We start from the raw sequence: 25,948 nt of genomic DNA, 5'->3' as shown, positions 1-25,948 counted from the left end.
GAAGAGAAGTTGAGCACCTTCACCGCCCCCAAGGGCACCTACGACCTGTTGCCCCCCAGCTCCGCGACCTTCCTGGCGGTCCGCGAGCGCATCGCCGCGCCCGCCCGCCGGGCCGGTTACGGCTACGTCGAGACCCCGGTCTTCGAGGACGTGAAGCTGTTCTCCCGCGGTGTCGGCGAGTCCACCGACATCGTCACCAAGGAGATGTACACCCTCACCACCAAGGGCGGCGACGAGCTCGCGCTGCGCCCCGAGGGCACCGCCTCGGTGCTGCGCGCCGCGCTCCAGGCCAACCTGCACAAGCAGGGCAACCTGCCGGTCAAGCTCTGGTACTCCGGTTCGTACTACCGCTACGAGCGCGCCCAGAAGGGCCGCTACCGCCAGTTCTCCCAGGTCGGCGCCGAGGCGATCGGCGCGGAGGACCCGGCGTTGGACGCCGAGCTGATCATCCTGGCCGACGACGCCTTCCGCTCGATGGGCCTGCGCGACTACGCGCTGCTGCTCAACAGCCTCGGCGACAAGCAGTGCCGCCCGGTCTACCGCGCCGCGCTGATCGAGTTCCTCTCCGGGCTGGACCTGGACGAGGAGACCCGCCGCCGCGCCGAGATCAACCCGCTGCGCGTCCTCGACGACAAGCGCGAGTCGGTGCAGGCCCAGCTGGTCGGCGCCCCGATGCTGCGCGACTACCTGTGCGAGGCGTGCAAGGCGTACGACGAGAAGGTCCGCGAGCTGCTCACCGCGGCGGGCGTGGCCTTCGTGGACGACCCCAAGCTGGTGCGCGGCCTGGACTACTACACCCGCACCACCTTCGAGTTCGTGCACAACGGCCTCGGCGCCCAGTCCGCGATCGGCGGCGGCGGCCGCTACGACGGCCTGTCCGAGATGATCGGCGGCCCGGCGCTGCCCTCGGTCGGCTGGGCCCTCGGCGTGGACCGCACCTTCCTCGCGCTGGAGGCCGAGGGCGTCACCCTCGACCTGCCGGCCGCCACCGCCGTGTACGCCGTCGCGCTCGGCGAGGAGGCCAAGAACGTCCTGTTCGCCAAGGTGGTCGAGCTGCGCCGGGCCGGCGTGGCCACCGACCTCGCCTTCGGCGTCAAGAGCATCAAGAACGCCATGAAGTCCGCCGACCGGTCCGGCGCCCGCTTCGCCCTGATCGCCGGGGACCGGGACCTCGCCGAGGGCGTCGTCCAGCTCAAGGACATGAGCACCGGCGAACAGACCCCCGTCGCCCTCGACGCACTCGTCACCACCCTGAAGGAGAAGCAGCTGTGATCCGCACGCACGACGCGGGCACGCTCCGCCCGGAGCACGCAGGCACCACCGTCACCCTGGCCGGCTGGGTCGCCCGCCGCCGCGACCACGGCGGCGTCGCCTTCATCGATCTGCGCGACGCCTCCGGCACCGTGCAGATCGTGGTCCGCGACCTCGACTCGGTGCACGGCCTGCGCGCCGAGTACTGCGTCAAGGTCGTCGGCGACGTCCGGGTCCGCCCCGAGGGCAACGAGAACCCGGACATCCCGACCGGCGCCGTCGAGGTCGTCGTCAGCGCCATCGAGGTGCTGTCCGAGGCCGCCCCGCTGCCCTTCCCGGTCGCCGAGTACGAGCCGGGCACGGTCAACGAGGAGGTCCGGCTGCGCTACCGCTACCTGGACCTGCGCCGCGAGGGCCCGGCCAAGGGCCTGCGGCTGCGCTCGAAGGTCAACAACATCATCCGCCGGGTGATGGAGGAGAACGACTACCTCGACATCGAGACGCCGTACCTCACCCGCTCCACCCCCGAGGGCGCCCGCGACTTCCTGGTCCCGGTCCGCCTCCAGCCGGGCCACTGGTACGCCCTGCCGCAGTCGCCGCAGCTGTTCAAGCAGCTGCTGATGGTGGCCGGCATGGAGCGCTACTACCAGATCGCCCGCTGCTTCCGCGACGAGGACTTCCGCGCCGACCGGCAGCCGGAGTTCACCCAGCTCGACATCGAGGCCTCGTTCGTCGACCAGGAGGACGTCCTGGCCCTCGGCGAGAAGATCATCGGTGCCATCTGGCGCGAGGTGCACGGCTACGAGGTCCCGAACCCGCTGCCGCGGATGACCTACGCGGACGCCATGGGCCGCTACGGCTCAGACAAGCCGGACGTCCGCTTCGGCCAGGAGCTCACCGACCTGACCGAGTACTTCAAGGGCACCGACTTCCGCGTCTTCCAGGCCCCGTACGTCGGCGCCGTGGTCATGCCGGGCGGCGCCTCGCAGCCGCGCAAGCAGCTGGACGCCTGGCAGGACTGGGCCAAGGCGCGCGGCGCCAAGGGCCTGGCGTACGTGCTCATCGACGCCGAGACGGGCGAGCTGCGCGGCCCGGTCGCCAAGAACCTCTCCGCGGAGCACCTGGCCGGCCTCGCCGCCGCCGCGGGCGCCAAGAACGGCGACGCGGTCTTCTTCGCGGCCGGCAAGGAGCGCGCCTCCCAGGAGCTGCTCGGCGCCGCCCGTCTGGAGATCGGCCGTCGCTGCGAGCTGATCGACGAGTCCAAGTGGGCCTTCCTCTGGGTCGTCGACTTCCCGATGTTCGAGCCGATCGAGGACGACAAGGGTCAGTTCCAGGGGTGGCACGCGGTGCACCACCCGTTCACCGCCCCGACCGCCGAGTCGCTGGACACCTTCGACACCGACCCGGGCGCGGCGCTGTCCAACGCGTACGACCTGGTGCTCAACGGCTCGGAGCTGGGCGGCGGTTCGATCCGTATCCACCAGCGCGAGGTGCAGAAGCGGGCGTTCGACGCGATCGGCCTCTCCGAGGAGGAGGCGGCCTCGCAGTTCGGCTTCCTGCTGGACGCCTTCAACTACGGCCCGCCGCCGCACGGTGGTGTCGCCTTCGGCCTGGACCGCATCGTCACGCTGCTGGGCGGGTACGACACCATCCGCGACGTCATCGCCTTCCCGAAGACGTCCACCGGCGGCGACCCGCTGACCGGTGCCCCGACCCCGATCACCCCGGCGCAGCGCCGCGAGGCCGGCGTGGACGCCCAGCCCAAGGTTCGCGAGGACGTCAAGTCCGAGGCTCAGCCCAAGGCCTGACGTCGCGTCATCCGCTAACCTGCAACGGCCCCGGACGGCTCACCCGCCGTCCGGGGCCGGTCCACAACGGTGTGTGACACAGGGAGGGTTGACCCATGCAGGTCACAACGAGAGTCGAGTGTCCGGAGGATGCCCCGGCGACCAGACGCGTCCACATGGCCGCGTTCCCCGGCCCGGACGAGGCGGACCTGGTGGACGCGCTGCGCCGCGATCCGGCCTGGCTGCCCGGGCTGTCCGTGGTGGCGGTCGACGGGACCGGGCTGGTGATCGGGCACGCGCTGCTGACCCGGCTGCGGGTCGGGGACGGCCGGGGGCTGGCGCTCGCGCCGGTCGCGGTGGCGCCCGAGTGGCAGCGCAGGGGCGTCGGCGAGCTGGTCGTCCGGGCCGCGCTGGCGGCGGCCGAGGAGGCGGGCGAGAAGCTCGTGGTCGTCCTCGGCGATCCGGAGTACTACGCGCGGTTCGGCTTCAAGCCGGCCGGGCGGCACGACGTCACCGGCCCGTTCGAGGTGCCGGAGGCGTACTTCCAGGCGCTGCTCCTGACGGCGTACGACGGCGGCCCGCGCGGGCTCTGCCGCTACCCCGAGCCCTTCGTCTCGGTCTAGACCCCTCCTTCCCGCTCGATTCCCCGGGCCGACCCGGCCGCCCACGGCCCTGTCGGCCTGCGGATCCCGCCTTCGGCGCCTACGGTGAGTGCTCATCAGCATTCAGCCGGATGGAGGACCCGAGGGTGATCGAGCAGCAGCGGACCGCGAAGCCGGAGAAGCTGGCGAGGAAGCCGTACGAGCGGGAGCTGCTGCGGCTCCAGGAGGAGCTGGTGAAGCTCCAGGAGTGGGTGAAGGTCGAGGGCGCCAGGGTGGTGGTGGTCTTCGAGGGGCGCGACGCCGCGGGCAAGGGCGGGGCGATCAAGCGGGTGACGGAGTACCTGAACCCGCGCGTCGCCCGGGTCGCGGCGCTGCCCACGCCGACCGAGCGGCAGAAGACCCAGTGGTACTTCCAGCGGTACGTGGAGCACCTGCCGGCCGCCGGGGAGATCGTCCTGTTCGACCGCAGCTGGTACAACCGCGCGGGCGTCGAGCGGGTGATGGGCTTCTGCACCGACGAGGAGTACTGGCAGTTCCTGCACCAGTGCCCGACCTTCGAACGGATGCTGACCGAGTCGGGCATCCTGCTGCGCAAGTACTGGTTCTCGGTGAGCGACACCGAGCAGGAGCGGCGTTTCCGGGACCGGCTGGAGGACCCGATGAAGCGCTGGAAGCTCTCCCCGATGGACGTCGAGTCGATCAGCCGCTGGGAGGACTACTCCCGGGCCAAGGACGAGATGTTCATCCACACCGACACCCCGGACTCGCCCTGGCACGTGGTGGAGAGCGACGACAAGCGCCGGGCCCGGATCAACATGATCGCCCACCTGCTGTCCACCGTGCCGTACCACGAGACCAAGGCGCCGCGGATCGAGCTGCCGGCCCGCCCGGCGTCGCGCGGCTACCAGCGGCCCCCGCGCGACCTCCAGAAGTACGTCCCGGACCACGCCGCCGGCCTGGAGTAGCCGACCGGTGGCGGCCCGGGCCGTCGGAGCCCTCGCATAGGCTTCCGGTGTGGACGAACCGGACCTCTTCACCGCCGCAGCCGAGGAACGCCAGACCAGGGAGCCCGGCCGGGCGCCCCTGGCCGTACGGATGCGCCCGCGCACCCTGGACGAGGTGGCCGGGCAGCGGCAGCTGCTGAAGCCCGGCTCGCCGCTGCGCCGGCTGGTCGCGGGCTCGCGGGGCCCGGCGGCGACCAGTTCGGTGATCCTCTGGGGGCCGCCCGGCACCGGGAAGACCACCCTGGCGCACGTGATCAGCCAGGCGGTCGAGGGCCGCTTCGTGGAGCTGTCCGCGATCACCGCCGGGGTCAAGGAGGTCCGGGCGGTGATCGACGGGGCCCGGCGGGCGGTCGGGATGTCCGGCCGGGAGACGGTGCTCTTCCTGGACGAGATCCACCGCTTCTCCAAGGCCCAGCAGGACTCGCTGCTGCCGGCCGTGGAGAACCGCTGGGTCACCCTGATCGCGGCGACCACCGAGAACCCGTATTTCTCGGTGATCTCCCCGCTGCTGTCCCGCTCGCTGCTGCTCACCCTGGAGTCGCTGACCGACGAGGACGTCCGGGTGCTGCTGCGCCGCGCGGTGGCGGACGAGCGCGGCCTGGAGGGCGCGCTGGAGCTGACCGCGGAGGCCGAGGACCACCTGGTGCGGCTGGCCGGCGGGGACGCCCGGCGGGCGCTCACCACGCTGGAGGCGGCGGCCGGGGCGGCGCTGGAGAAGGGTGAGGCGAGCATCACGCTGGCCACCACCGAGACGGCGGTCAACCAGGCGGCGGTGCGCTACGACAAGGACGGCGACCAGCACTACGACGTGGCGAGCGCGCTGATCAAGTCGATCCGCGGCAGCGACGTGGACGCCACCCTGCACTACCTGGCCCGGATGATCGAGGCGGGGGAGGACCCGCGGTTCATCGCCCGCCGGCTGATGATCTCGGCCAGCGAGGACGTCGGCCTGGCGGACCCGACGGCCCTGCAGACGGCGGTGGCGGCGGCCCAGGCGGTGGCCCTGATCGGCTTCCCGGAGGCCCGGATCATCCTCTCCCAGGCGGCCATCGCGCTGGCCCTGGCGCCCAAGTCCAACGCGGCCTACCTGGCGATCGACGCGGCGCTGGCCGACGTCCGGCAGGGTCTGGCGGGCGCCGTCCCGCCCCACCTGCGGGACGCCCACTACGGCGGCGCGGGCAAGCTCGGCCACGGCAAGGGCTACCGGTACCCGCACGACCTGCCGGAGGGCATCGCCGCCCAGCAGTACGCGCCGGACGCGGTGCACGGCAAGGAGTACTACCAGCCGACCAGGCGTGGCGGCGAGGCCCGGTACGCGGACGTGGTGGAGTGGACGCGCGGGCGGCTGCGGGGGGAGCGGCAGGTGAGGAAGGCCGAGAAGAAGGCCGAGAAGAAGCCGGCCGCGAAGCCGGAGGCGAAGGCCGAGGAGCGGCCCGGGGAAAAGGGCGAGTGATCCACCGGTATACTCGGTCGGAGTGCCATGTCCCGGGACGGCGGCGGGGGAGACCCCACCGACCGGCCGCACCAGCGGGGCATCGGCGGTAGGCCTCCCCCGGGAGGCCCGCACCAGGAGCGTCGCGCACCGTTTTCGGTGTCGCGGGCGGCCCAGGCGACTGGGCCGGTCCGTGTGACCAGCACTTCCGTGCCCGGCTCCGGAGAGCGGCTGATCCCATCGCGCAGGCGGCGGGGTTTTCTCCGGGTCGCGACGTGCGACCTCCGTCAACACCTGGTGAAGCCGTATTCGTAAGCAAGGAAGGTTTGGTTCATGGCGAACCAGAAGCGTCCCAAGGTCAAGATCGCGCGCGCCCTCGGCGTGCCGCTGACCCCGAAGTCCGTCAAGTACTTCGAGGCCCGCCCGTACCCGCCCGGCCAGCACGGCCGTGGCCGCAAGCAGAACTCGGACTACAAGGTCCGTCTGCTCGAGAAGCAGCGTCTTCGCGCCCAGTACGACCTGAGCGAGAAGCAGCTGTCGCGTGCGTTCGACCGCGCGAAGAAGGCCGAGGGCAAGACCGGTGAGGCGCTCGTCGCCGAGCTGGAGACCCGTCTGGACTCGCTGGTGCTGCGTTCGGGCATCGCCCGCACCATCTACCAGGCCCGCCAGATGGTCGTCCACGGCCACATCGAGGTCAACGGTGGCAAGGTCAACAAGCCGTCGTTCCAGATGAAGCCGGGCTTCGTGGTGACCGTCCGCGAGCGCTCCAAGGAGAAGGTCCCCTTCCAGGTCGCCCGTGAGGGTGGCTACGCGGGTGAGGGCCAGACCCCGAAGTACCTCGAGGTCAACCTGAAGGCCCTGGCCTTCCGCCTGGACCGTGCGCCGCAGCGCAAGGAGGTCCCGGTGATCTGTGACGAGCAGCTGGTCGTCGAGTACTACTCGCGCTGACCCGGCTTCGCTCTTCGCGAACCACCAGCGAGCCCCCGCCGCCTTCCGAGGCGACGGGGGCTCGCCCCTTTTCGTGTGCCGCTGCCGTCAGAGGCCCTCGCCGGTCATCGCGGCGGCCAGCCGCAGGTGCGGTCGGGCCTCCTCGGCGCGGCCCTGGCGCTCCAGGGTGCGGCCGAGCATCAGCCGGGCGTAGTCCTCGGCCGGGTCGGCCTCCAGGATCCGCAGCAGCTCACCCTCGGCGCGCCCGAGCTGGGCGGAGTGGTAGTAGCTGCGGGCCAGCAGCAGCCGGACGGAGAGGTTGGCCGGCTCCTCGGCCAGCACACCTTCGAGCATGCGGGCCGCGTCGGTGTACGCCTTGGAATCGAAGTAGAACTTCGCCATGCGGTACTCGTCGGCGGTGTTGTGGACGGCCATGGTGATCCTTCCGGGTGGTTCCTTGCCTCCTCAAGCAATCGGCAAGTTTCATCTATTCCGGCCCGGCGGGGCCGACCGCGCGGGCGGCCCCGGGCATCGCCCCGGAGTGACCGGCCGGTAGCCCGGGAGAGAACCCGGTCCGGGAACGGCGCATCGGCGCGATAGGGTTCCCCTGAAGAACTGCAAGGCGAGGGAGCGCGCAAAGGTGTCCGTGGGAGAGCTGGCCGGATTGCTCGTCGCCGTCTTCTGGGCGGTCCTGGTCACCCTGCTCGCCGTGGTGCTGGTCCGCCTCTCGCGGGTGCTGAAGGAGGCCACCGTCCTGGTCTCCGCCGTCACCGAGCAGGCCGTCCCGCTGCTGACCGACGCGGGCGCCGCGGTGCGCAGCGCCAACGAGCAGCTGGAGCGGGTGGACGAGATCACCGCCAACGTGCAGGACGCCGCCGCCAACGCCAACGCGCTCTCCTCCACCGTGGCCGCCACCCTGGGCGGACCGCTGGTGAAGGTCGCGGCCTTCAGCTACGGCGTGCGCAAGGCCGTCGCCCGGCAGCAGGGAACCCTGCCGCCGGTGCCGGCCCAGGCCGGCGAGCGCGAGGAGCTGGCCCGGCTGATCCGGGCCGAGGTGCGCGCCGCGACCGCGCCCAGGGGCGGTCTGCTCTCCCGGGTCCGGCGCGCGGTGAGGGGCTGACGGCATGGTGCGGCGCATCTTCTGGATGGCGGTCGGCGCCGGCGCCACCGTCTGGGCCATGAACAAGGCCAACGAGGCCGTGCACCGGCTCACCCCGGACAGTCTCTCCGGCACCGCCGCGCGCGGTGCGCTGCAGCTGGGCGACCTGGCGAAGCAGTTTGCCCAGGACGTGAGGGCCGGCATGGCCGAGCGCGAGGAGCAGCTCAAGGACGACCTCGGACTGCACGGCACCGCCGTGGTGGAGCCGCGCGCCGACCGCCGTGTCCTGCGCGGCGAGCCGCAGTACCGAGCTATCTCGGCGGCGCCCGGTAGCCCGGCCGCCGCCCTGCCCCCGTCCCGCGCCCGCTCGCTGCCCGGCGGCGCCCGCACCACCCCCCAGACCACTGAAGAAACGCCCCGCCGCGCCCTGCCGCGGCGGGGCGGAACCCCGAACCGGAAGGACCACTAATGGAGTCGGCTGAGATCCGCCGCCGCTGGCTGCGCTTCTTCGAGGAGCGCGGCCACACCGTCGTTCCGTCGGCGTCCCTGGTCGCCGACGACCCCACCCTGCTGCTCGTCAACGCCGGCATGGTGCCGTTCAAGCCCTACTTCCTGGGCGAGGTCAAGCCGCAGTTCTCGCGCGCCACCAGCGTCCAGAAGTGCGTGCGCACCCTGGACATCGAGGAGGTCGGGAAGACCACCCGGCACGGCTCCTTCTTCCAGATGTGCGGCAACTTCTCCTTCGGCGACTACTTCAAGGAAGGAGCCATCAAGTTCGCCTGGGAGCTGCTCACCACTCCCGTCGCGGACGGTGGCTACGGCCTGGAGAAGGAGAAGCTCTGGATCACCGTCTACAAGGACGACGACGAGGCCGAGCTGATCTGGCGTGACGTCATCGGCGTGCCCTCGGAGCGCATCCAGCGCCTGGGCATGAAGGACAACTTCTGGTCGATGGGCGTCCCCGGCCCGTGCGGCCCGTGCTCGGAGATCAACTACGACCGCGGCCCCGCGTACGGCGAGGAGGGCGGCCCGGCCGTCAACGGCGAGCGCTACCTGGAGATCTGGAACCTGGTCTTCATGCAGTACGAGCGCGGCCACGGCGACGGCAAGGACGGTTTCGAGATCCTCGGCGACCTGCCGAGCCGCAACATCGACACCGGCCTCGGTCTGGAGCGCCTGGCGGCCATCCTCCAGGACGTCGACAACCTCTTCGAGATCGACACCAGCCGGATGATCCTCGACCGCGCCGCCGAGCTGACCGGCCACACCTACGGCGCCGACCACAAGGCGGACGTCTCGCTGCGCGTGGTCACCGACCACATCCGCACCGCGCTGATGCTGGTCGGCGACGGCGTCACCCCGGGCAACGAGGGCCGCGGCTACGTGCTGCGCCGCATCCTGCGCCGCGCCATCCGCAACATGCGGCTGCTGGGCGCCACCGGGCCGGTGGCCAAGGAGCTCATCGACGTCGCGATCAAGGCGATGGCCCCGCAGTACCCCGAGCTGGAGACCGACCGCAAGCGCGTCGAGACGGTCGTCATCGGCGAGGAGGGCGCCTTCCTCCAGACCCTGAAGGCCGGCACCAATCTGCTGGACGTCGCGGTCACCGAGACCAAGCAGGCCGGCGGCGTGGTGCTCTCCGGCGAGCAGGCGTTCAAGCTGCACGACACCTACGGCTTCCCGATCGACCTCACCCTGGAGATGGCCGAGGAGCAGGGCCTCCAGGTGGACGAGGCCGGCTTCCGCCGCCTGATGCAGGAGCAGCGGAACCGCGCCAAGGCGGACGCCAAGGCCAAGAAGATGGGCCACGCCGACGTCGCCGCGTACCGCGAGGTCGCCGACAAGTCCGGTGCCAGCGTCTTCACCGGCTACAGCCTGACCGAGGGCGAGGCCACCGTGGTCGGCCTGCTGGTGGACGGCGTGCCGTCGCCGGCCGCCTCCGAGGGCGACGAGGTCGAGATCATCCTCGACCGCACCCCGTTCTACGCCGAGGGCGGCGGCCAGCTCGCCGACCAGGGCCGGATCCGGCTGGAGTCCGGCGCGGTGGTGGAGATCCGCGACGTGCAGCAGCCCGTCCCGGGCGTCATCGTGCACTCCGGCGGGGTGCTGTTCGGCGAGGTCGTGCTGGGCGCCTCGGCGTACGCCACGATCGACACCGAGCGCCGCCGGGCGATCGCCCGCGCCCACTCGGCGACCCACCTGACCCACCAGGCGCTGCGCGACGCGCTCGGCCCGACGGCCGCCCAGGCCGGTTCGGAGAACGCCCCCGGCCGCTTCCGCTTCGACTTCGGCTCGCCCGCCGCCGTTCCGGGCAGCGTGCTGGTCGACGTCGAGCAGAAGATCAACGACGTGCTGACCCGTGAGCTGGAGGTCACCGCCGAGGTCATGACGATGGACCAGGCCCGCAAGGCCGGCGCCATCGCGATGTTCGGCGAGAAGTACGGCGACGAGGTCCGGGTCGTCACCATCGGCGACTTCTCCAAGGAGCTGTGCGGTGGCACCCACGTCGGCAACACCGCCCAGCTGGGCCTGGTGAAGCTGCTCGGCGAGTCCTCGATCGGCTCCGGCGTGCGCCGGGTCGAGGCGCTGGTCGGCTCCGACGCCTACAAGTTCCTGGCCCGTGAGCACACCGTGGTCTCCCAGCTCACCGAGCTGGTCAAGGGCCGCCCGGAGGAGCTGCCGGAGAAGATCTCGGGCATGCTCGCCAAGCTCAAGGACGCGGAGAAGGAGATCGAGCGCTTCCGCGCCGAGAAGGTGCTGGCCGCCGCGGCGGGCCTGGCCGACTCGGCCGAGGACGTGCACGGCATCGCCGTGGTCGCCGCGCAGGTCGCCGACGGCGTGGGCGCGGACGAGCTGCGCAAGCTGGTCCTGGACGTGCGCGGCCGCCTCGGCTCGCGCCCGGCCGTGGTCGCCGCGTTCACCGTGGCGAACGACCGCCCGCTGACCGTGATCGCCACCAACGAGGACGCCCGCGCCCGCGGCATCAAGGCCGGTGAGCTGGTCCGGACCGCCGCCAAGACCCTCGGCGGCGGCGGTGGCGGCAAGGACGACGTCGCCCAGGGCGGCGGCTCCAACCCGGCCGCGGTCGGCGAGGCCATCGCCGCGGTGCGCGGCCTGGTAGCGGAGCGCGCCAGCTGATGGAGTTCGAGGAGAGGCCCTTCCGGCGTGGGCGGCGGATCGCCGTCGACGTCGGGGACGCCCGGATCGGGGTCGCGTCCTGCGACCCCGACGGGGTGCTCGCCACGCCCGTGGAGACCGTCCCGGCCGGGGTGAAGTCGCAGGCCAGGATCGCCGCCATCGTCGACGAGTACGGCGCGATGGAGGTGATCGTCGGCCTGCCCCGCTCGCTCAGCGGCAAGGAGGGCCCGGCGGCGGAGAAGGTCCGGGCGTACGCGGCGCGGCTGGCCAACCGGCTCTACCCGGTGCCGGTGCGGCTGGTGGACGAGCGGATGACGACCGTCACCGCGACCCACGGGCTGCGTGCCTCGGGGGTCAAGGCGAAGAAGGGCCGCTCGGTGGTCGACCAGGCCGCCGCGGTGGTGATCCTCCAGACCGCCCTTGAGTCCGAACGGGTGAGCGGACGCCCACCCGGTGAGAGCGTCGAGGCGGCCGGCTGACCGGCCTGGTTTAACGTCCCGATGAGGGGTCCGTGCGGACGCGTTCGCACGGACCCCTCTTTCGTTGGTTTCCGTGTCCGATGTGGATCGTTCCGTACCGATCCGCATCGGCCTGGGATCGCCGAGGGGACCCGAGCCATGACCGACCAGGACTTCCACCCGGGGCTCACACCGGGACACCTGGGCGCGCCGGTGCTGGAACCGGAGGGCCGTCCGCCGGGCGCGCCCCGTCCGCGCTTCGATGCGCCGGATCCGCACCGACGGCGTAACGGACTGGCCTGCGGGCTCACCGCGTTCGCGCTGGTCGCGGTGTTCGGCGGGATCGGGCTGACCGGGTACAGCTGGTTCCAGGCGCAGCGCAGGCCCCCGGCCGCGGCCGACTTCGCGGGGCAGGGCACCGGCAGCGTCCAGGTCTCGGTGCCGGAGGGCGCCGGGCTGTCCCAGATCGCGTCCGCGCTGGTCCGCAACGGGGTGGTGGCCAGCTCGCTCGCCTTCACCCGGGCCGCGAAGGGCAGCGCGGCGGCGGCCGGGCGGATCCAGCCCGGGACGTACACGCTCAAGCAGCGGATGTCGGCCGCGGCGGCGCTGGCGATCCTGATCGACCCGGCCAACGCCAACGGCCTGACCATCCCCGAGGGCTGGCGCGGCTACCAGATCTACGCCGCCATCGACAAGAAGCTGAACCTGCCCGCGGGCACCACCCAGAAGATCGCCCAGGACCAGGGCGCCGAGCTCGGCCTGCCGGACTTCGCCAACGGCAGCCCGGAGGGCTACCTGTTCCCGGCGAAGTACAGCGTCACCGACGGCACCACCGCCCTCGACCTGCTGAAGCAGATGGTGGACCGGGCCGGCAAGGAGTTCAGCCGGGACGACGCCGGCGTGGTCGCACCGAACCTGGGACAGACCGTGTACGGGCTGATCACCGTGGCCAGCATGGTCCAGGGCGAGGCCGACAACACCGAGGACATGGGCAGGGTGGCCCGGGTCATCTACAACCGGCTGGCCAAGGGGATGCCCCTGCAACTGGACTCCACCATCAACTACGCGCTCGGCCGGTCGACTCTGAACACCTCGGTGACCGACACCCGGCTGGACTCCCCGTACAACACCTACGTGCACCCCGGGCTGCCGCCGACCCCGATCTCCAACCCGGGGCGGCAGGCGATCATGGCGGCGCTGGACCCGACGCCGGGGGACTGGCTGTACTTCGTCACCGTCAAGCCGGGGGACACCCGGTTCACCGACAGCTTCGACGTGCAGCAGCGCAACGTGGCGGAGTTCAACGCCAACCGGGCGGCGGTCAAGCCCGGCGCCTCCGACCCGGCCTCCCCGGCGGCCCCGGATCCGGCGGCGGGAGGGTCCGGCTCCGGTGCGGCGACCCCGTGACGGTGCTGTGCGCCCTCGGTGAGACCGCTCACCGACCGTGCGTCCGCCCGGCCGGGGGCAAGGCTGCGGTACGGTAACGTCTCCCTCCAGGCGCTGCGCTAGCACGCCGGTTCGAGAATCAGCCGGGACGACGTCGTCCCGGACGGCCGGTTCGATCCTCCGGTCGTCACCGTCGGTTAAGGGGATCGATGACCGATCTGGGTGGGGGCTACGGCCCCCAGGGCGAGCCGTGGCACCCCGGTGATCCCGGGCACGACGGCCGGCAGCCGGTCCCCGGCCAGCAGGACGGCCAGTGGCAGCAGCAGTACCCGCAGCAGGGCCAGCAGCCGTACGGGGACGTGCAGCAGGGGTACGCGCAGCAACAGCAGCAGCAGATGGCGCAGCAGGGCTACCAGCAGCAGCCGCAGCCCCAGCAGCAGATGATGCAGCAGCAGGGTTACCCGGGCGGTCAGCAGGGGTTCGTCCAGCAGCAGGGCTATCCCCAGCAGGGGTTCCCGCAGCAGGTGCAGCAGGGGTACGGGCAGCAGCAGCCGCAGCAGCAGGGTTACCCGCAGCAGGGCTTCCCCGGCGCCCAGCAGCAACAGCAGGTCCAGCCGCAGCACGCCCAGCAGCCGGTGCCCCAGCAGCAGGCCGCGCGGCAGCAGCCGGCCCCGGCGCCCGCTCCGGCCGGCGGCCCCGGCCCGGACGGGATCGACTGGGAGGCCGAGGCCGCCGCACTGGAGGCCGGCGCCGACCCGGTGGGCGGTGCCCACGAGGCCGGGACGGACGGGTGGGACGGCCACGAGGACGGCCGCCACCCGGACGCCGGGTACCTCGACGAGCAGCCCGGGGCCGAGGAGGCCGGCTTCCTCGGGGACCGGGACGACTCCCGCGAGGCGCAGAAGAAGCGCAAGGAGAAGGGCAAGAAGTCGGGCCGCCGCAACGGCGGCGCCTGCCTGCTGGCCTCGGTGGTGCTGCTCGGCGCCGTGGGCGGGGCCGGCTGGTGGGGCTACGACTTCTACCAGAAGCACTTCGGCCCGGCGCCGGACTTCACCGGCGGGGGCACCGGCTCCGTCCAGGTCGAGGTCAAGAAGGGCGCGGTCGGGGGGCAGATCGGCCTGGCGCTGAAGAACGCCGGCGTGGTCAAGAGCGTCGACGCGTTCAACGAGGCCTGCAAGGCCGAACCCAAGTGCGGCGCCATCCAGTACGGCTACTACGAGCTGAAGAAGGAGATGCCGGCCGCCGAGGCGCTCAAGGAGTTGCTCGCCCAGGCCGGCGGCGCGGCGATCGTGGTCCCGGAGGGCAAGAACTCCGCCGAGATCTACACCATGATCGACGGCAAGCTGAAGCTGGAGAAGGGCACCACGGCGGGCGTCGCCCAGGCCCAGGCCGCCAACCTCGGCCTGCCGGCCTACGCGAACGGCAACATCGAGGGCTTCCTCTGGCCGACCCGCTACAACATCGCCGAGGGCATGAAGCCCGAGGACCTGCTCAAGCAGATGGTGAAGAACGCCACCGAGAAGTACGCCAACCTGGACTCCCAGGCCGCCTCGGTGGGCCTGAAGAACGGGTACGAGGTGCTCATCGAGGCGAGCATCCTCCAGCGCGAGGGCAACAACCCGGCGGACTTCGCCAAGATGGCCAAGACCATCCAGAACCGGCTGGCCGCCGGCGGCGAGATCAACCACCGGCTCGGCATGGACACCACGCTCCAGTACTCGCTGAACCGCAAGGACCTCGACAAGAAGGACATGGACGACGCGTCCAACAAGTACAACACCTACATCAACCAGGGCCTGCCGCCCGGGCCGATCTCCAACCCCGGTGACGACGCGCTCAGCGCGGTGCTGCACCCGGCGGACGGGAAGTGGCTGTACTTCATCGCGATGTCCCCGACCGAGACCCGGTTCGCGGAGACGAGCAAGGAGCACTACGCCAACGTCAAGGAGTACTGCCAGGCCGCCGGGCAGGGCTTCGACGAGGCGCGGGGCCACTGCACCACCAAGAAGTAGCCACGGCCGGACGACGGTCCGGCAGTCCTCGGAGAGGCAGCGTTGACCAGCAAGCACCGGGCGGCCGTACTCGGCTCGCCGATCGCCCACTCGCTCTCGCCGGACCTGCACCGGGCCGCCTTCGCGGCGCTCGGGCTGGACGGCTGGCGCTACGACCGCTTCGAGGTGGACGAGGCCGGGCTGCCCGGGTTCGTCGCCGGCCTGGACGAGGCCGAGTGGGGCGGGCTGTCGCTCACCATGCCGCTGAAGCGGGCGGTCATCCCGCTGCTGGACGAGGTCAGCGCGACGGCCCGGGCGGTGGACGCGGTGAACACCGTGGTGTTCACCGCCGACGGCCGGCGCACCGGGGACAACACCGACGTCCCCGGGCTGGTCAACGCGCTGCGCGAGCGCGGGATCACCGAGGTGCCCGAGGCGGCCGTGCTGGGCGCCGGGGCCACCGCCTCCTCGGCGCTGGCCGCGCTCGCCCAGGTCTGCACCGGCGAGGTGACGGTCTACGTGCGCAGCGCCGAGCGGGCCCGGGAGATGGCCGGGCTGGGCGAGCGGCTGGGCGTGGCCGTCCGCACCGCCGACTGGGAGCGCGGGGCCGAGGCGCTGGCCCGGCCGCTGACCGTCTCCACCACGCCGGTCGGCGCGACCGACGCCTTCGCCGACGCGCTGCCCGCCGAGCCGGGCGCGCTGTTCGACGTGCTGTACCACCCCTGGCCGACGGCGCTGGCCGCCGCCTGCGCCGGGCGCGGGGCGACCGTCCTCGGCGGGCTGGACCTGCTGGTGCACCAGGCGGTGCTGCAGAGCGAGGCCTTCACCGGGCAGACGCCCGGGCCGCTGGCGGCGATGCGCGAGGCGGGGGAGAAGGCGCTCGCCGGGCGCTGAGTCCGGGCGCTGAGCCTGGGCGCCGGGTCCGGTCGCCGAGTCCGGTCGCTGAGGCCGGGCCTCCTTCCTGACAGAGTCGGGTCGGATCGTGGCCCGTAGCCGTCCGTCACCCGGACTGTGCCACCGGGGGTGGCCGGGGCATGAAAGGATTCGGACAGAAGGCACGCCAGGGCGGGCCCCGGCGGTGCCGAGGTCCGGTCCGCTGATGAAGGAGCTCCGTTGGGTACGTTGCGCTGGCTCACGGCGGGGGAGTCGCACGGCCCCGCACTCGTCGCGACGCTGGAAGGCCTGCCCGCCGGTGTACCGGTCACCACCGACGTGGTGGCCGACGCGCTGGCGCGCCGCCGGCTCGGTTACGGCCGCGGGGCGCGGATGAAGTTCGAGCAGGACGAGGTGACCTTCCTCGGCGGCGTCCGGCACGGCCTCACCATGGGCAGCCCGGTCGCGATCATGGTCGGCAACACCGAGTGGCCGAAGTGGGAGCAGGTCATGTCGGCCGACCCGGTCGACCCCGAGGTGCTGGCGGGCCTGGCCCGCAACGAGGCGCTCACCCGCCCCCGGCCCGGCCACGCCGACCTGGCCGGCATGCAGAAGTACTCGATCGACGAGGCCCGGCCGATCCTGGAGCGCGCCAGCGCCCGTGAGACGGCCGCCCGGGTCGCGCTCGGCGCCGTCGCCCGCGCGTACCTCCGTGAGGTGGCCGGGATCGAGATCGTCAGCCACGTGGTCGAGCTGGCCGCCGCCAAGGCGCCCGCCGGTGTGCTGCCGCTGCCCTCCGACGAGGCCCGGCTGGACGAGGACCCGGTGCGCTGCCTGGACGCCGACGCCTCGAAGGCGATGGTCGCCGAGATCGACCAGGCCCACAAGGACGGCGACACCCTCGGCGGCGTGGTCGAGGTGCTGGCGTACGGGGTGCCGGTGGGCCTCGGCTCGCACGTGCACTGGGACCGCCGGCTGGACGCCCGGCTGGCCGCCGCGCTGATGGGCATCCAGGCGATCAAGGGCGTCGAGGTCGGCGACGGCTTCGAGCTGGCCCGGGTGCCGGGCTCCAAGGCGCACGACGAGATCGTCCCGACCGCCGAGGGCGTCAAGCGCACCTCCGGCCGCTCCGGCGGCACCGAGGGCGGCCTGACCACCGGCGAGGTGCTGCGGGTGCGCGCCGCGATGAAGCCGATCGCCACCGTGCCGCGGGCCTTGCAGACCCTGGACGTGCGCACCGGCGAGCCGGCCAAGGCGCACCACCAGCGTTCGGACGTCTGCGCGGTGCCGGCCGCCGGCATCGTCGCCGAGGCGATGGTGGCGCTGGTGCTGGCCGACGCGGTGAGCGAGAAGTTCGGCGGTGACAACGTCTCCGAGACCCGTCGCAACGTGCAGGGCTACCTCGACAACCTGATCATCCGATGACGAGCCCCGTCGTGGTGCTGGTCGGCCCGCCCGGCAGTGGCAAGTCCACCGTCGGGCGGGCCCTGGCCGAGCGCCTGGGCGTCGGCTTCCGGGACACCGACGCCGACATCGAGGCGACGGCCGGCAAGCCGATCCCGGAGATCTTCATCGACGAGGGCGAGCCGCACTTCCGCGAACTGGAGGTCCGCGCGGTGCGCGCGGCCGCCGAGGGACACGGCGGAGTGCTGGCGCTCGGCGGCGGCGCGGTGATGGCCGAGGCCACCCGCGAGCTGCTGCGCGAGCTGCCGGTGGTCTTCCTGGAGGTCCCGCTCGGCGACGCGGTCAAGCGGGTCGGGCTGGACGCCCCCCGCCCGCTGCTGGCCGTCAATCCGCGGGCCCGCTGGCGCGAGCTGATGGAGGCCCGCCGCCCCCTCTACCTGGAGGTGGCCACCGCCGTGGTCGACACCGCAGACCGCACCCCCGAGCAGGTCGCGGACGCCGTACTGGAAGCACTGGAGCTGAAGACCCCCCATGAGTGACACCACCGTCAGGATCCACGTCGGCGGCAGCGCCGGCCACGACCCGTACGACGTGCTGATCGGGCACCAGCTGCTCGGCGAGCTGGCGCCGCTGATCGGCGCCCAGGCCAAGCGGGTCGCGATCATCCACCCGGAGGCGCTGGCCGCCACCGCCGACGCGATCCGCGAGGACCTGGTCGGCGAGGGCTACGAGGCCATCGCGCTCCAGGTGCCCAATGCCGAGGAGGCCAAGAGCGCCGAGGTCGCCGCGTACTGCTGGTCGGTGCTCGGACAGACCGGCTTCACCCGCAGCGACGTCATCGTCGGCCTCGGCGGCGGCGCCACCACCGACCTGGCCGGCTTCGTCGCCGCCACCTGGCTGCGCGGGGTGCGCTGGGTCTCCATGCCCACCACGCTGCTCGGCATGGTCGACGCGGCGGTCGGCGGCAAGACCGGCATCAACATCGCCGAGGGCAAGAACATGGTCGGCGCCTTCCACCCGCCGGTGGGCGTGCTGGCCGACCTCGGCACCCTGGAGACCGTGCCCAAGCACGACTACGTCTCCGGCCTGGCCGAGGTCATCAAGTGCGGCTTCATCGCCGACCCGGCGATCCTCGACCTGATCGAGGCCGACCCGGAGGGCGCGAAGACGCCGGCCGGCCCGAACACCGTGGAGCTGATCCGCCGGGCCATCCAGGTCAAGGCGGACGTCGTCTCCGGGGACCTCAAGGAATCCGGGCAGCGCGAGATCCTCAACTACGGCCACACCCTCGGCCACGCCATCGAGCGCAACGAGCGGTACAAGTGGCGGCACGGTGCCGCGATCTCCATCGGCATGCTCTTCGCCGCCGAACTCGGCCGCCTGGCCGGGCGGTTGGACGACGCGACGGCTGACCGGCACCGTACCGTGCTGGCCTCGGTCGGCCTGCCGCTGAGCTACCGGGCGGACGCCTGGCCGAAGCTGCTGGACGCGATGAAGATCGACAAGAAGTCGCGCGGCGACCTGCTGCGCTTCATCGTGCTGGACGGTCTGGGCAAGACCTCGGTCCTGGAGGGCCCGGACCCGTCGCTGCTGGTCGCCGCGTACGCGGAGGTCTCGGCGTGACCCGGGTGATGGTGCTCAACGGCCCCAACCTGGGCCGGCTGGGCAGCCGTGAGCCGGACGTCTACGGCGCCACCTCGTACGCCGGACTGGTCGAGCGCTGCACCGCGCTGGGCCGGGAGCTGGGCTTCGAGGTCGAGGTGCACGAGACCAACTCCGAGCAGCGGATGGTGGAGTGGCTGCACGAGGCGGCCGACGCGAAGGTGTCGGTGGTGATCAACCCCGGCGCGTTCACGCACTACTCGTACGCGATGCGGGACGCGGCGGCCCAGCGCACCGCGCCGCTGATCGAGGTGCACATCTCCAACCCGTACGCCCGGGAGACCTTCCGGCACAATTCCGTGATCGCCGCGGTCGCCTCCGGCACCATCGCCGGCTTCGGACTCGGCTCCTACGAGCTGGCGCTGCGCGCGCTGGCCGAGCAGCTCACCACGCGCTGAGGGCGCGGGTACGGGCCCGGCGGCGGACTGTGCCCGCCGCCGGGCCTGCGTGTAGTGTCCCGGCTGAGAGGTGTCGGGAGGTGGGTGCCGTGGCGCAGTACGCCGGAGGCGGGCAGGTCCCGCCGCGTCCTGTCGCCCCGCCGGTGCCGCCGGGGGGCGGAGCGCGGGGGACGTCTTCGGGAGCGCCGGTCTCCCCTCCTTCCCCGCCGGTCCGGCCGGCTCCCGCCGTTGCGGCCACCACCGGGCCCACCGGGCCCACCGAGCGTCCGGCTCAGGCTCCGGCTCCCACCGCCCGAACGGCGCCCGCGACTGCCCCGGCGCCCGCTGCCGTACCCACGCCGGCTCCCGTGTCCGCGCCGGTGCCGGGCGCGCCGCTGCCCGCCGGTGGCACCGGGCACTTCGTCCTGCCCTCCGGCGCACCCGTCCAGCTGCCGGCCCACCCGCCGCAGCCGCACGCGCCCACCGGGCCGATCGCCGTCCTGCTGATCGGTCCGGCCGGGGCAGGCAAGACCACCGTCGCCCGCCACTGGGCCGAGCGGCGGCCCACGCCGACCGCGCACATCAGCCTGGACGACGTCCGTGAGTGGGTGCAGGCCGGCTTCGCCAACCCCCAGTCCGGCTGGAACAACGCCTCCGAGGCGCAGTACCGGCTGGCCCGCCGCACCTGCGGCTTCGCCTGCCGCAACTACCTGGCCAACGGCATCTCCTGCATCATCGACGACGCCGTCTTCCCGGACCGCCCGGCGATCGGCCTCGGCGGCTGGAAGCGGCACATCGGCCCCGGCATGATCCCCGTGGTGCTGCTGCCCAGCCTGGACTCGGTGCTGCGCCGCAACGCCCGGCGCGGCGGGACCCGCCGCCTCGGTGACGAGGAGGTGGCCCGCATCCACGGCCGGATGGCCGGCTGGTACAACTCCGGGCTGCCGATCATCGACAACTCCTCCCTGGACGTCGCCGGGACGGCCGCCGAGCTGGACCGGGTCATCCTGGCCCGGCTGATGGGCGTCCCGGTCCGCTGACCGGCACCGCCCCGGGACTGTCGGCGCCGGCTGCGATGATGGACGGGTCCTGTCGCAGCGCCCGGAGGAGCCGACGCCCGTGCCGGAAGGCCACATCATCCACCGCCTCGCCATCGAGAACCGGAACGCCTTCGGCGGCCGCCCGGTCCGGGTCTCCAGCCCGCAGGGCCGGTTCGCCGACGAGGCCAAGGTGATCGACGGGCAGCTGCTCACCGGCGCGGAGGCCACCGGCAAGCACCTCTTCCTCGGCTTCGAGGAGGGTGCCTGGGTGCACGTCCACCTCGGTCTGTACGGCGGGTTCACCTTCGCCGCCGGCCCGGCGCCCGAGCCGGTCGGGCTGGTCCGGCTGCGGCTGGAGAACGAGGACGGCTACGCCGACCTGCGCGGTCCCAACACCTGCGCGCTCGTCACCGAGGAGCAGAAGGCCGCCGTCGCCGCCCGCCTGGGCCCCGATCCGCTGCGCGCCGACGCCGACCCGGAGGCCGCCTGGCGGCGGATATCGGGCAGCCGGACGACGGTCGCGGCGCTGCTGATGGACCAGAAGGTGCTGGCCGGGGTGGGCAACGTCTACCGGGCCGAGGTGCTGTTCCGCCACGGCATCGACCCGCACCGGGCCGGGCGCGAGCTCACCCGCCCCGAGTGGGACGCGATCTGGGCCGACCTGGTCGCCCTGATGCGCGAGGGCGTCACCGCGGGCCGGATCGACACCGTCCGCCCCGAGCACACCCCCGAGGCGATGGGTCGTCCGCCCCGCGTGGACGACCACGGCGGCGAGGTGTACGTCTACCGGCGGGCCGCCATGCCCTGCCTGGTCTGCGGCACCGACGTGCGGACGGAGGAGCACGCCGCCCGCAACCTGTTCTGGTGCCCGGGCTGCCAGGCGGCCTGACCGCGCCGCGCCCCCCGTGTCCGGGATGTCCCTTCTGACCTGCGACGATAGATCCGGTGCCGACCGGTCGGCCGGTGCCCACGTGGAACGGAAGGAACCCCCCATGATCTTCATCACCGTCAAGTTCCCGGTCCGCCCCGAGCGGGTCGACGGCTGGCTCGACCTGGTCGACGAGTTCACCCGGGCCACCCGCGACGAGCCGGGCAACCTCTTCTTCGAGTGGTCCCGCAGCGTCGAGGACCCGCACGAGTTCGTCCTGGTCGAGGCGTTCCGCGACGGCGACGCGGGCAAGGCGCACGTGGAGTCCGCGCACTTCGTCAAGGCCATGGAGGACCTCTCGTACGCCGTGTCCGCCAAGCCGCGGATCGTCTCGACCGAGATCCCCGGCATGGACGGCTGGGCGGAGATGGGCGAGATCACCCCCCGGTGACGCGGAGTGCCCCTCGGGCCGGTCGCCCAGCCCGTAGGCTGGGGCCGACCGGCCGGAGGGAGCAGCGGATGGATCGGCGCGAGGTGGTCAACACCGTGTCGGGCGCCACGGTGGGCGGCCACGTGGTGCAGGCCGAGAGCATCGGCTCGCTGCACATCCACGAGCGGACGCAGCCGCCGAGACCGCGTCAGATCCGCTCGGCGCACGGACTCTTCGTCAACCGCGAGCCGGAACTCGCCGCGCTGACCGGGGCCTTGGACCGGGTCCGGACGGGCGGGCTCGGGCTCGTGGTGTTCACCGGCCTGGGAGGTGTCGGGAAGACCGAGCTGATCGTCAGGTTCGCCGAGGAGCACCGGGAGCACTTTCCCGGCGGGGACCTCTACGCCGACCTGAGGGCCTACCGGCACCAGGGCGGGGTGGACCTCCCCGAGCTGCTGGCCGGCTTCCTGCGCGCCCTCGGCACCGAGCCCCCGGCCATGGAGGCCGAGCGTTTCACGGCGTTCCGCACCGCCACCGCCGAGCGTCGGTGCCTGTTCTTCCTCGACAACGTCGAGCACGCCGCCGAGGTCCGCGCGCTGCTCCCGTCCAGCGGTCTGGTGGTGGTCGCGAGCCGTCGGCGGTTGCCCGCGCTGCGGACGGACGGCGCGGAGGTCCGGCAGCTCGGACCGCTGAGCGCCACGGCGGGCGCCGAGTTGGTGCGCGGCTGGGTGGGCTCCGGGCGGGGCAGTGACGGGGAGCTGGCCGAACTGGTCGAGCTGTGCGGCGGGTTGCCGCTCGCGCTGAACGCGGTCGGCAGCCAGCTGCTGGACCGTGACGGCCTGCCGGTCGACCGGGTGGTGGCCGAACTGCACGACCGGGAGGGCAGGTTGGCGATGCTGGAGGAGGAGAGCGATCTCGGCGCGACGTACGACCTCGTCTACGAGCGGCTGACCGACGAGGGGCGGGCGCTCTACCACCTGATCGGCGTGCACCCCGGCCCGTTCGTGTCCGCCGAACTGGCGCGTGCGGTCGGCGTGCGGCGGCCCGAGCGGGCGATCAAGGAGCTGCGGGGCGTCCACCTGCTGGACGAGGTGCGGGACGGCGACCGCGAGGACCGCTTCCGGGCGCACGACGTGGTGCGGCTGCACGCCTTCGGCCGGGCGCGGGACCTGCCCGACCGCACGGAACTCCTCGCCGGTGTCGTGGCGTACTACCGGGGCCGGGCTTCGCTCGCCGACCGGGTGATGTCCGAGCGCAGGCTCCGCGTGCAGGCTCCGAGCGGTGACGAGCTGCCCGGCTTCGCCTCCGGGAGCGCGGCCCTGGAATGGCTCTACGCGGAGCGGGCCGACTTCCGCGCCGTCGTGGAGGAAGCGGCCGAGCGGGGCTGGCACGGTGAGGTGTGGCGGCTCTGCGAGTCGCTCTGGCTGCTCTACCAGGGCCGGAAGCTCTACCAGGACTGGATCGCGACCCACCGGCTGGGCATCGAGTCGGCCCAGTGGGACAACCGGCCGGACGCCGTGGTCCGGATGCGCAACCAGCTGGCCCGCGCCCACCACGAGCGCGAGGAGTACCGGCTCGCCGCCGAGCAGTTGGCGCTGGCCACCGAGCAGGTGCCGCTGGTGACGGACCGTCAGGTGGTCGGGGTGCTCTACGAGACGGACGGCCTGCTCTGCCTGGCCGACGGACGCCCGGCCGACGCGGTGGAGCGGTTCACCCTGGCCCTGGAGGCGAACCGTGGTGACGGGCACGGCGAGATCGTCCAGAGCTACAACCTGGCACAGGCGTTGATCGCCGACGGGCGTCCGGAGGAAGCGCTGGTCCTGCTGGCCGAGGCCGGCGCCCGGGCGGAGCGGACCCGGGACGACGACATGTCGATGAAGCTGCCGCTGGTGCGCGCCCGGGCCCATCGGGCGCTCGGGCAGCTCGATCTCGCCGTCGCCCAGGCCGAGGACTGTGCCCGGCGGGCCGAGGAGCGCGGCTACCCGGCGAAGGAGGCGCAGGCCCACACCCTGCTCGTCACCCTCGCCGAGGAGCGGGGCGACGCGGAGTCGGCGGAGCGCAGCCGTGCCCGGCTGCGGGAGATCGTGGGTTAGGTCCTGTCCGGTCGATCTTGGCGGATCGGCCCGGCAAGATCGGCCGGACAGGGCCTGGTCACGGCCCGGTGCGGAACGACACCCGGGTGCGGTGCTCGCCGGTGCGGATGGTGAGACCGTGCTCGGGGAGGCCGGCCGGGTCGCCGCCGTCGGTGAGCCAGCAGGACACGGCGGCGCCGAGCAGCAGCGGGTCGACGCCGGGGTCGGGGTGCTCCCAGTCCGGTTCGGCGCGGGCCTCCAGGAGCAGGCCGCCGCGCAGCCGCAGCAGGTGGCGGGCCGGGCCGAGGGCGGCCACCGCGACGGCGAGGCCGGGGAGTTCGGTGGCGGCGTCGGTGAGCCAGCGGGTGGCGGGGAGTTCGGCGTGGACCTCGGTCCGGGCGAGGACCTCGGCGGTGTAGCGCAGGGCGTCTCCGGGGTGGTCGTCGGTCAGGGCGTGGAAGCCGCGCGGGGTGTGGTCGCCGGGGTCGAAGGGGTAGCGCCGCAGGCTCACCTCCGTCCCCTCGCTCTTGCCCTCGACGTCGTACGCGGTGGGCCGTTCGGCTGTTCCGGGGTGCGGCGCGGGCGTGGGGTAGGGCGGCAGGGCCGGTTCGTCCGCGGGTTCGTCCAGCCGGTCCAGGAAGGAGTAGAGCAGCGGGCGCAGCAGCCGGGCGGACTCGCCGCGGTGGGCGAGCGAGCCGTCGGTGATCCCGCGCAGGGCGGCCGGGTCCTGGGTGAGGGCCTGTTCGACCTGGGCGGCGAGGTCCCCGTCGGGGTCGAGGGCGGGCGCGGCCTGGCCGAAGGCGTAGCTGGGGGAGTGCGGGTCGAGTTCGCCGGAGCCGGTGGCGACGAGCACGGTGGGGCGTTCCAGGGCGGCGCCGTAGAAGGACACCGATCCGTGGTCGCCGATCAGCAGGTCGGCGGCGACGAGGGCGGTCTGCCAGCCCTGCTGGGGCGGGATCAGGCGCAGGCCCATCCGGCGGGCGCCGTCGAGCAGGGCCTCGGGGTCGTGCCGGCTCCAGATGTTGGGGTGCAGCACGACGGCGACGGTGTACTCGTCGGCGGGCAGCCGGCGGACCAGCCGCTGGGGGAGGTCGGGGCGGCGGCCGAACGACGAGTGTTCGCTCCAGGTGGAGTTGACGACGACGAGCCGCCGTCCGTCGACGGCGCCGAGTGCGGCGCGGTAGCCGTCCCGGGAGCGCCGGCTGGCGAGCATCCGGTCGAAGCACGGGTCGCCGACGACCCGGGCGACGTCCAGGGCCTCGGGGCAGGAGACCCGCAGCCGGTCCAGTTGCTCGGGGTGGGAGAGGCCGAGGACGTCCACGAACACCCGCCCGCGGTGGGTGAGTTCGTTCCGGGACAGGCCGGCGGCGCTGACCGTGTCGCCGGTGGACTCGGTGACCAGGCGGTTGTAGCCGGCGCCGTGCGGGAGGACGACGAGGCGGGCGTCCAGGCGGTGCATGGAGGAGTGGACGGCGCAGGCGACGGCCAGGTCGAAGCGGCGGCGGACGGCGTCCTCCCAGTCCAGCACGGTGAAACCGGGCAGGCCGCGCAGGTACTCGTCCAGGGCGCGGTCGGCGAAGGCGGAGCCGGGGTTGACGGTGAAGTAGCGCTCGATGCCGTCGGGGCTCAGCAGGGTGAGGACGTCCAGGACCCGGGTGGCCGAGGTGAGGGTGCGGGCGACCGCCAGCACGCGGGCCCTGACCGGCCGGGTGTTCCAGCGGTCGGCGGGCCAGACGTGGGGGTGGGACGGCACGTCATGATCGTACTCATCCGGTCCGGCGGTGGCGCGCCCTCGGCGGGATCCGGCCGGTCCGGGTGTCGGCCGGCCCGGCCCCGTGGTGCGGCCGCGGGCCCTGTGATCCTGGCCACCCGCGCAGGGGCCCGGCCTTGCACGGGTCGGGCCCGGCCCCTACGGTGTAGCCCGCCGTGGTGCTCGGGAATTCCGGTGACGGACCTTCAGGGGTCCCAGCCCGGAGCGGCCCTCGCCACTGTGATCGGGTCGTCCCTCCGTCCGCGGAGGAACGCCGTCCGTACCCATCGAGCCACTGGGCGCCTCGCGCGCCTGGGAAGGCGGGTACGGGCTTCCCGTAAGCCAGGAGACCGGCCACGGCATCTCACGAGGTATTCCACGAGGTGCTGGAGCGTGA

The 25,948-nt window shown here is 72.9% G+C and carries 24 protein-coding genes and 1 riboswitch; of the genes, 21 read left to right on the top strand and 3 right to left on the bottom strand.

The window, feature by feature from the left end; translation table 11 throughout:
• Positions 1 to 9 precede the first annotated feature (9 nt).
• The 6 genes from hisS (at position 10) to rpsD (ending at position 7,024) form a co-directional block, all read left to right on the top strand.
• Positions 10 to 1,272, top strand: coding sequence for a histidine--tRNA ligase (gene hisS, locus ACFRAR_RS12880; RefSeq protein ID WP_380697726.1), 1,263 nt, complete (start codon positions 10 to 12; stop codon positions 1,270 to 1,272).
• Positions 1,269 to 3,059, top strand: coding sequence for an aspartate--tRNA ligase (gene aspS / locus ACFRAR_RS12875; RefSeq protein ID WP_380697724.1), 1,791 nt, complete (start codon positions 1,269 to 1,271; stop codon positions 3,057 to 3,059). The genes hisS and aspS overlap by 4 nt, the downstream gene beginning before the upstream one ends.
• Positions 3,060 to 3,154: 95 nt before the next feature.
• Positions 3,155 to 3,661, top strand: a complete 507-nt coding sequence (locus ACFRAR_RS12870) for a GNAT family N-acetyltransferase (RefSeq protein ID WP_380697722.1) — start codon at positions 3,155 to 3,157, stop codon at positions 3,659 to 3,661.
• Positions 3,662 to 3,771: 110 nt separating this feature from the next.
• The gene (ppk2, locus tag ACFRAR_RS12865) at positions 3,772 to 4,605 is read left to right on the top strand and encodes a polyphosphate kinase 2 (RefSeq protein WP_380697720.1); all 834 of its coding nucleotides are present in this window, start codon (positions 3,772 to 3,774) and stop codon (positions 4,603 to 4,605) included.
• 49 nt (positions 4,606 to 4,654) lie between these two features.
• A complete protein-coding gene (locus ACFRAR_RS12860) occupies positions 4,655 to 6,097 on the top strand; it encodes a replication-associated recombination protein A (RefSeq protein WP_380697718.1) in 1,443 nt (480 codons plus the stop codon).
• A gap of 312 nt (positions 6,098 to 6,409) precedes the next feature.
• Positions 6,410 to 7,024, top strand: a complete 615-nt coding sequence (gene rpsD / locus ACFRAR_RS12855) for a 30S ribosomal protein S4 (RefSeq protein ID WP_196952100.1) — start codon at positions 6,410 to 6,412, stop codon at positions 7,022 to 7,024.
• Between the two features lie 87 nt (positions 7,025 to 7,111).
• Here the strand turns inward: rpsD and ACFRAR_RS12850 are convergent, their stop codons facing one another.
• Positions 7,112 to 7,438 carry a tetratricopeptide repeat protein gene (locus ACFRAR_RS12850; protein WP_380697716.1) on the bottom strand — a complete coding sequence of 109 codons (327 nt, stop codon included), beginning with the start codon at positions 7,436 to 7,438 and terminating at the stop codon, positions 7,112 to 7,114.
• 205 nt (positions 7,439 to 7,643) lie between these two features.
• Between ACFRAR_RS12850 and ACFRAR_RS12845 the strand changes: the two genes are divergently transcribed.
• The 5 genes from ACFRAR_RS12845 to mltG (ACFRAR_RS12825) all read left to right on the top strand — a co-directional run bounded on the left by ACFRAR_RS12845 (position 7,644) and on the right by mltG (ACFRAR_RS12825) (position 13,105).
• A complete protein-coding gene (locus tag ACFRAR_RS12845) occupies positions 7,644 to 8,123 on the top strand; it encodes a DUF948 domain-containing protein (RefSeq protein WP_380697714.1) in 480 nt (159 codons plus the stop codon).
• Between the two features lie 4 nt (positions 8,124 to 8,127).
• The gene (locus tag ACFRAR_RS12840) at positions 8,128 to 8,571 is read left to right on the top strand and encodes a DUF6167 family protein (RefSeq protein WP_380697712.1); all 444 of its coding nucleotides are present in this window, start codon (positions 8,128 to 8,130) and stop codon (positions 8,569 to 8,571) included.
• Entirely contained in the window at positions 8,571 to 11,240 is a 2,670-nt protein-coding gene (gene alaS, locus ACFRAR_RS12835; RefSeq protein ID WP_380697710.1) for an alanine--tRNA ligase, read from the top strand. Before ACFRAR_RS12840 ends, alaS begins: the two co-directional genes overlap by 1 nt.
• Complete coding sequence (ruvX, locus tag ACFRAR_RS12830; protein ID WP_380697708.1) at positions 11,240 to 11,719, top strand: Holliday junction resolvase RuvX; 480 nt, start codon at positions 11,240 to 11,242, stop codon at positions 11,717 to 11,719. The genes alaS and ruvX overlap by 1 nt, the downstream gene beginning before the upstream one ends.
• 138 nt (positions 11,720 to 11,857) lie before the next feature.
• Positions 11,858 to 13,105, top strand: coding sequence for an endolytic transglycosylase MltG (gene mltG / locus ACFRAR_RS12825; RefSeq protein WP_380697706.1), 1,248 nt, complete (start codon positions 11,858 to 11,860; stop codon positions 13,103 to 13,105).
• 176 nt (positions 13,106 to 13,281) lie between these two features.
• Here the strand turns inward: mltG (ACFRAR_RS12825) and ACFRAR_RS12820 are convergent, their stop codons facing one another.
• Complete coding sequence (locus ACFRAR_RS12820) at positions 13,282 to 13,707, bottom strand: hypothetical protein (RefSeq protein WP_380697704.1); 426 nt, start codon at positions 13,705 to 13,707, stop codon at positions 13,282 to 13,284.
• Between the two features lie 12 nt (positions 13,708 to 13,719).
• Here ACFRAR_RS12820 and mltG (ACFRAR_RS12815) point away from each other — a divergent pair, with 12 nt between their 5' ends.
• The 10 genes from mltG (ACFRAR_RS12815) to ACFRAR_RS12770 all read left to right on the top strand — a co-directional run bounded on the left by mltG (ACFRAR_RS12815) (position 13,720) and on the right by ACFRAR_RS12770 (position 23,822).
• The gene (mltG, locus tag ACFRAR_RS12815) at positions 13,720 to 15,096 is read left to right on the top strand and encodes an endolytic transglycosylase MltG (protein WP_380697702.1); all 1,377 of its coding nucleotides are present in this window, start codon (positions 13,720 to 13,722) and stop codon (positions 15,094 to 15,096) included.
• 42 nt (positions 15,097 to 15,138) lie between these two features.
• Entirely contained in the window at positions 15,139 to 15,969 is an 831-nt protein-coding gene (locus tag ACFRAR_RS12810; protein ID WP_380697700.1) for a shikimate dehydrogenase, read from the top strand.
• A 219-nt stretch (positions 15,970 to 16,188) separates the two neighbouring features.
• Positions 16,189 to 17,373: a chorismate synthase gene (gene aroC, locus ACFRAR_RS12805; RefSeq protein WP_380697698.1), complete on the top strand. Its 1,185-nt coding sequence runs from the start codon at positions 16,189 to 16,191 to the stop codon at positions 17,371 to 17,373.
• Positions 17,370 to 17,891, top strand: coding sequence for a shikimate kinase (locus ACFRAR_RS12800; RefSeq protein WP_380697696.1), 522 nt, complete (start codon positions 17,370 to 17,372; stop codon positions 17,889 to 17,891). The genes aroC and ACFRAR_RS12800 overlap by 4 nt, the downstream gene beginning before the upstream one ends.
• Positions 17,884 to 18,975 carry a 3-dehydroquinate synthase gene (aroB, locus tag ACFRAR_RS12795; RefSeq protein ID WP_380697694.1) on the top strand — a complete coding sequence of 364 codons (1,092 nt, stop codon included), beginning with the start codon at positions 17,884 to 17,886 and terminating at the stop codon, positions 18,973 to 18,975. Before ACFRAR_RS12800 ends, aroB begins: the two co-directional genes overlap by 8 nt.
• Before the next feature lie 8 nt (positions 18,976 to 18,983).
• The gene (gene aroQ / locus ACFRAR_RS12790; protein ID WP_380697784.1) at positions 18,984 to 19,412 is read left to right on the top strand and encodes a type II 3-dehydroquinate dehydratase; all 429 of its coding nucleotides are present in this window, start codon (positions 18,984 to 18,986) and stop codon (positions 19,410 to 19,412) included.
• A gap of 347 nt (positions 19,413 to 19,759) precedes the next feature.
• The gene (locus ACFRAR_RS12785) at positions 19,760 to 20,431 is read left to right on the top strand and encodes an AAA family ATPase (protein WP_380697692.1); all 672 of its coding nucleotides are present in this window, start codon (positions 19,760 to 19,762) and stop codon (positions 20,429 to 20,431) included.
• A 79-nt stretch (positions 20,432 to 20,510) separates the two neighbouring features.
• On the top strand, positions 20,511 to 21,320 hold the full coding sequence (locus tag ACFRAR_RS12780) for an Fpg/Nei family DNA glycosylase (protein ID WP_380697690.1): 810 nt from the start codon (positions 20,511 to 20,513) through the stop codon (positions 21,318 to 21,320).
• A gap of 103 nt (positions 21,321 to 21,423) precedes the next feature.
• A complete protein-coding gene (locus ACFRAR_RS12775; protein WP_380697688.1) occupies positions 21,424 to 21,750 on the top strand; it encodes a putative quinol monooxygenase in 327 nt (108 codons plus the stop codon).
• A gap of 68 nt (positions 21,751 to 21,818) precedes the next feature.
• Entirely contained in the window at positions 21,819 to 23,822 is a 2,004-nt protein-coding gene (locus ACFRAR_RS12770; RefSeq protein ID WP_380697686.1) for an AAA family ATPase, read from the top strand.
• A 58-nt stretch (positions 23,823 to 23,880) separates the two neighbouring features.
• On the opposite strand, the gene ACFRAR_RS12765 is transcribed toward ACFRAR_RS12770, so the two are convergent.
• Positions 23,881 to 25,554 carry a hypothetical protein gene (locus tag ACFRAR_RS12765; protein ID WP_380697684.1) on the bottom strand — a complete coding sequence of 558 codons (1,674 nt, stop codon included), beginning with the start codon at positions 25,552 to 25,554 and terminating at the stop codon, positions 23,881 to 23,883.
• A gap of 157 nt (positions 25,555 to 25,711) precedes the next feature.
• Positions 25,712 to 25,925: riboswitch (cobalamin riboswitch) on the top strand.
• Positions 25,926 to 25,948: the final 23 nt, after the last annotated feature.

Source organism: Kitasatospora sp. NPDC056651 (assembly GCF_042792155.1).
Classification (GTDB): domain Bacteria; phylum Actinomycetota; class Actinomycetes; order Streptomycetales; family Streptomycetaceae; genus Kitasatospora.
This window is presented reverse-complemented; position numbering and strand designations above follow the sequence as displayed.

Coding starts and splice junctions, on each gene's coding strand:
- mltG (WP_380697706.1), top strand. CDS start 11,858: ATGACCGACCAGGACTTCCACCCGGGGCTCACACCGGGACACCTGGGC.
- aroB (WP_380697694.1), top strand. CDS start 17,884: ATGAGTGACACCACCGTCAGGATCCACGTCGGCGGCAGCGCCGGCCAC.
- ppk2 (WP_380697720.1), top strand. CDS start 3,772: ATGGAGGACCCGAGGGTGATCGAGCAGCAGCGGACCGCGAAGCCGGAG.
- ACFRAR_RS12800 (WP_380697696.1), top strand. CDS start 17,370: ATGACGAGCCCCGTCGTGGTGCTGGTCGGCCCGCCCGGCAGTGGCAAG.
- aroQ (WP_380697784.1), top strand. CDS start 18,984: ATGGTGCTCAACGGCCCCAACCTGGGCCGGCTGGGCAGCCGTGAGCCG.
- ACFRAR_RS12850 (WP_380697716.1), bottom strand. CDS start 7,438: ATGGCCGTCCACAACACCGCCGACGAGTACCGCATGGCGAAGTTCTAC.
- ruvX (WP_380697708.1), top strand. CDS start 11,240: ATGGAGTTCGAGGAGAGGCCCTTCCGGCGTGGGCGGCGGATCGCCGTC.
- rpsD (WP_196952100.1), top strand. CDS start 6,410: ATGGCGAACCAGAAGCGTCCCAAGGTCAAGATCGCGCGCGCCCTCGGC.
- ACFRAR_RS12840 (WP_380697712.1), top strand. CDS start 8,128: ATGGTGCGGCGCATCTTCTGGATGGCGGTCGGCGCCGGCGCCACCGTC.
- alaS (WP_380697710.1), top strand. CDS start 8,571: ATGGAGTCGGCTGAGATCCGCCGCCGCTGGCTGCGCTTCTTCGAGGAG.
- ACFRAR_RS12870 (WP_380697722.1), top strand. CDS start 3,155: ATGCAGGTCACAACGAGAGTCGAGTGTCCGGAGGATGCCCCGGCGACC.
- ACFRAR_RS12775 (WP_380697688.1), top strand. CDS start 21,424: ATGATCTTCATCACCGTCAAGTTCCCGGTCCGCCCCGAGCGGGTCGAC.
- ACFRAR_RS12770 (WP_380697686.1), top strand. CDS start 21,819: ATGGATCGGCGCGAGGTGGTCAACACCGTGTCGGGCGCCACGGTGGGC.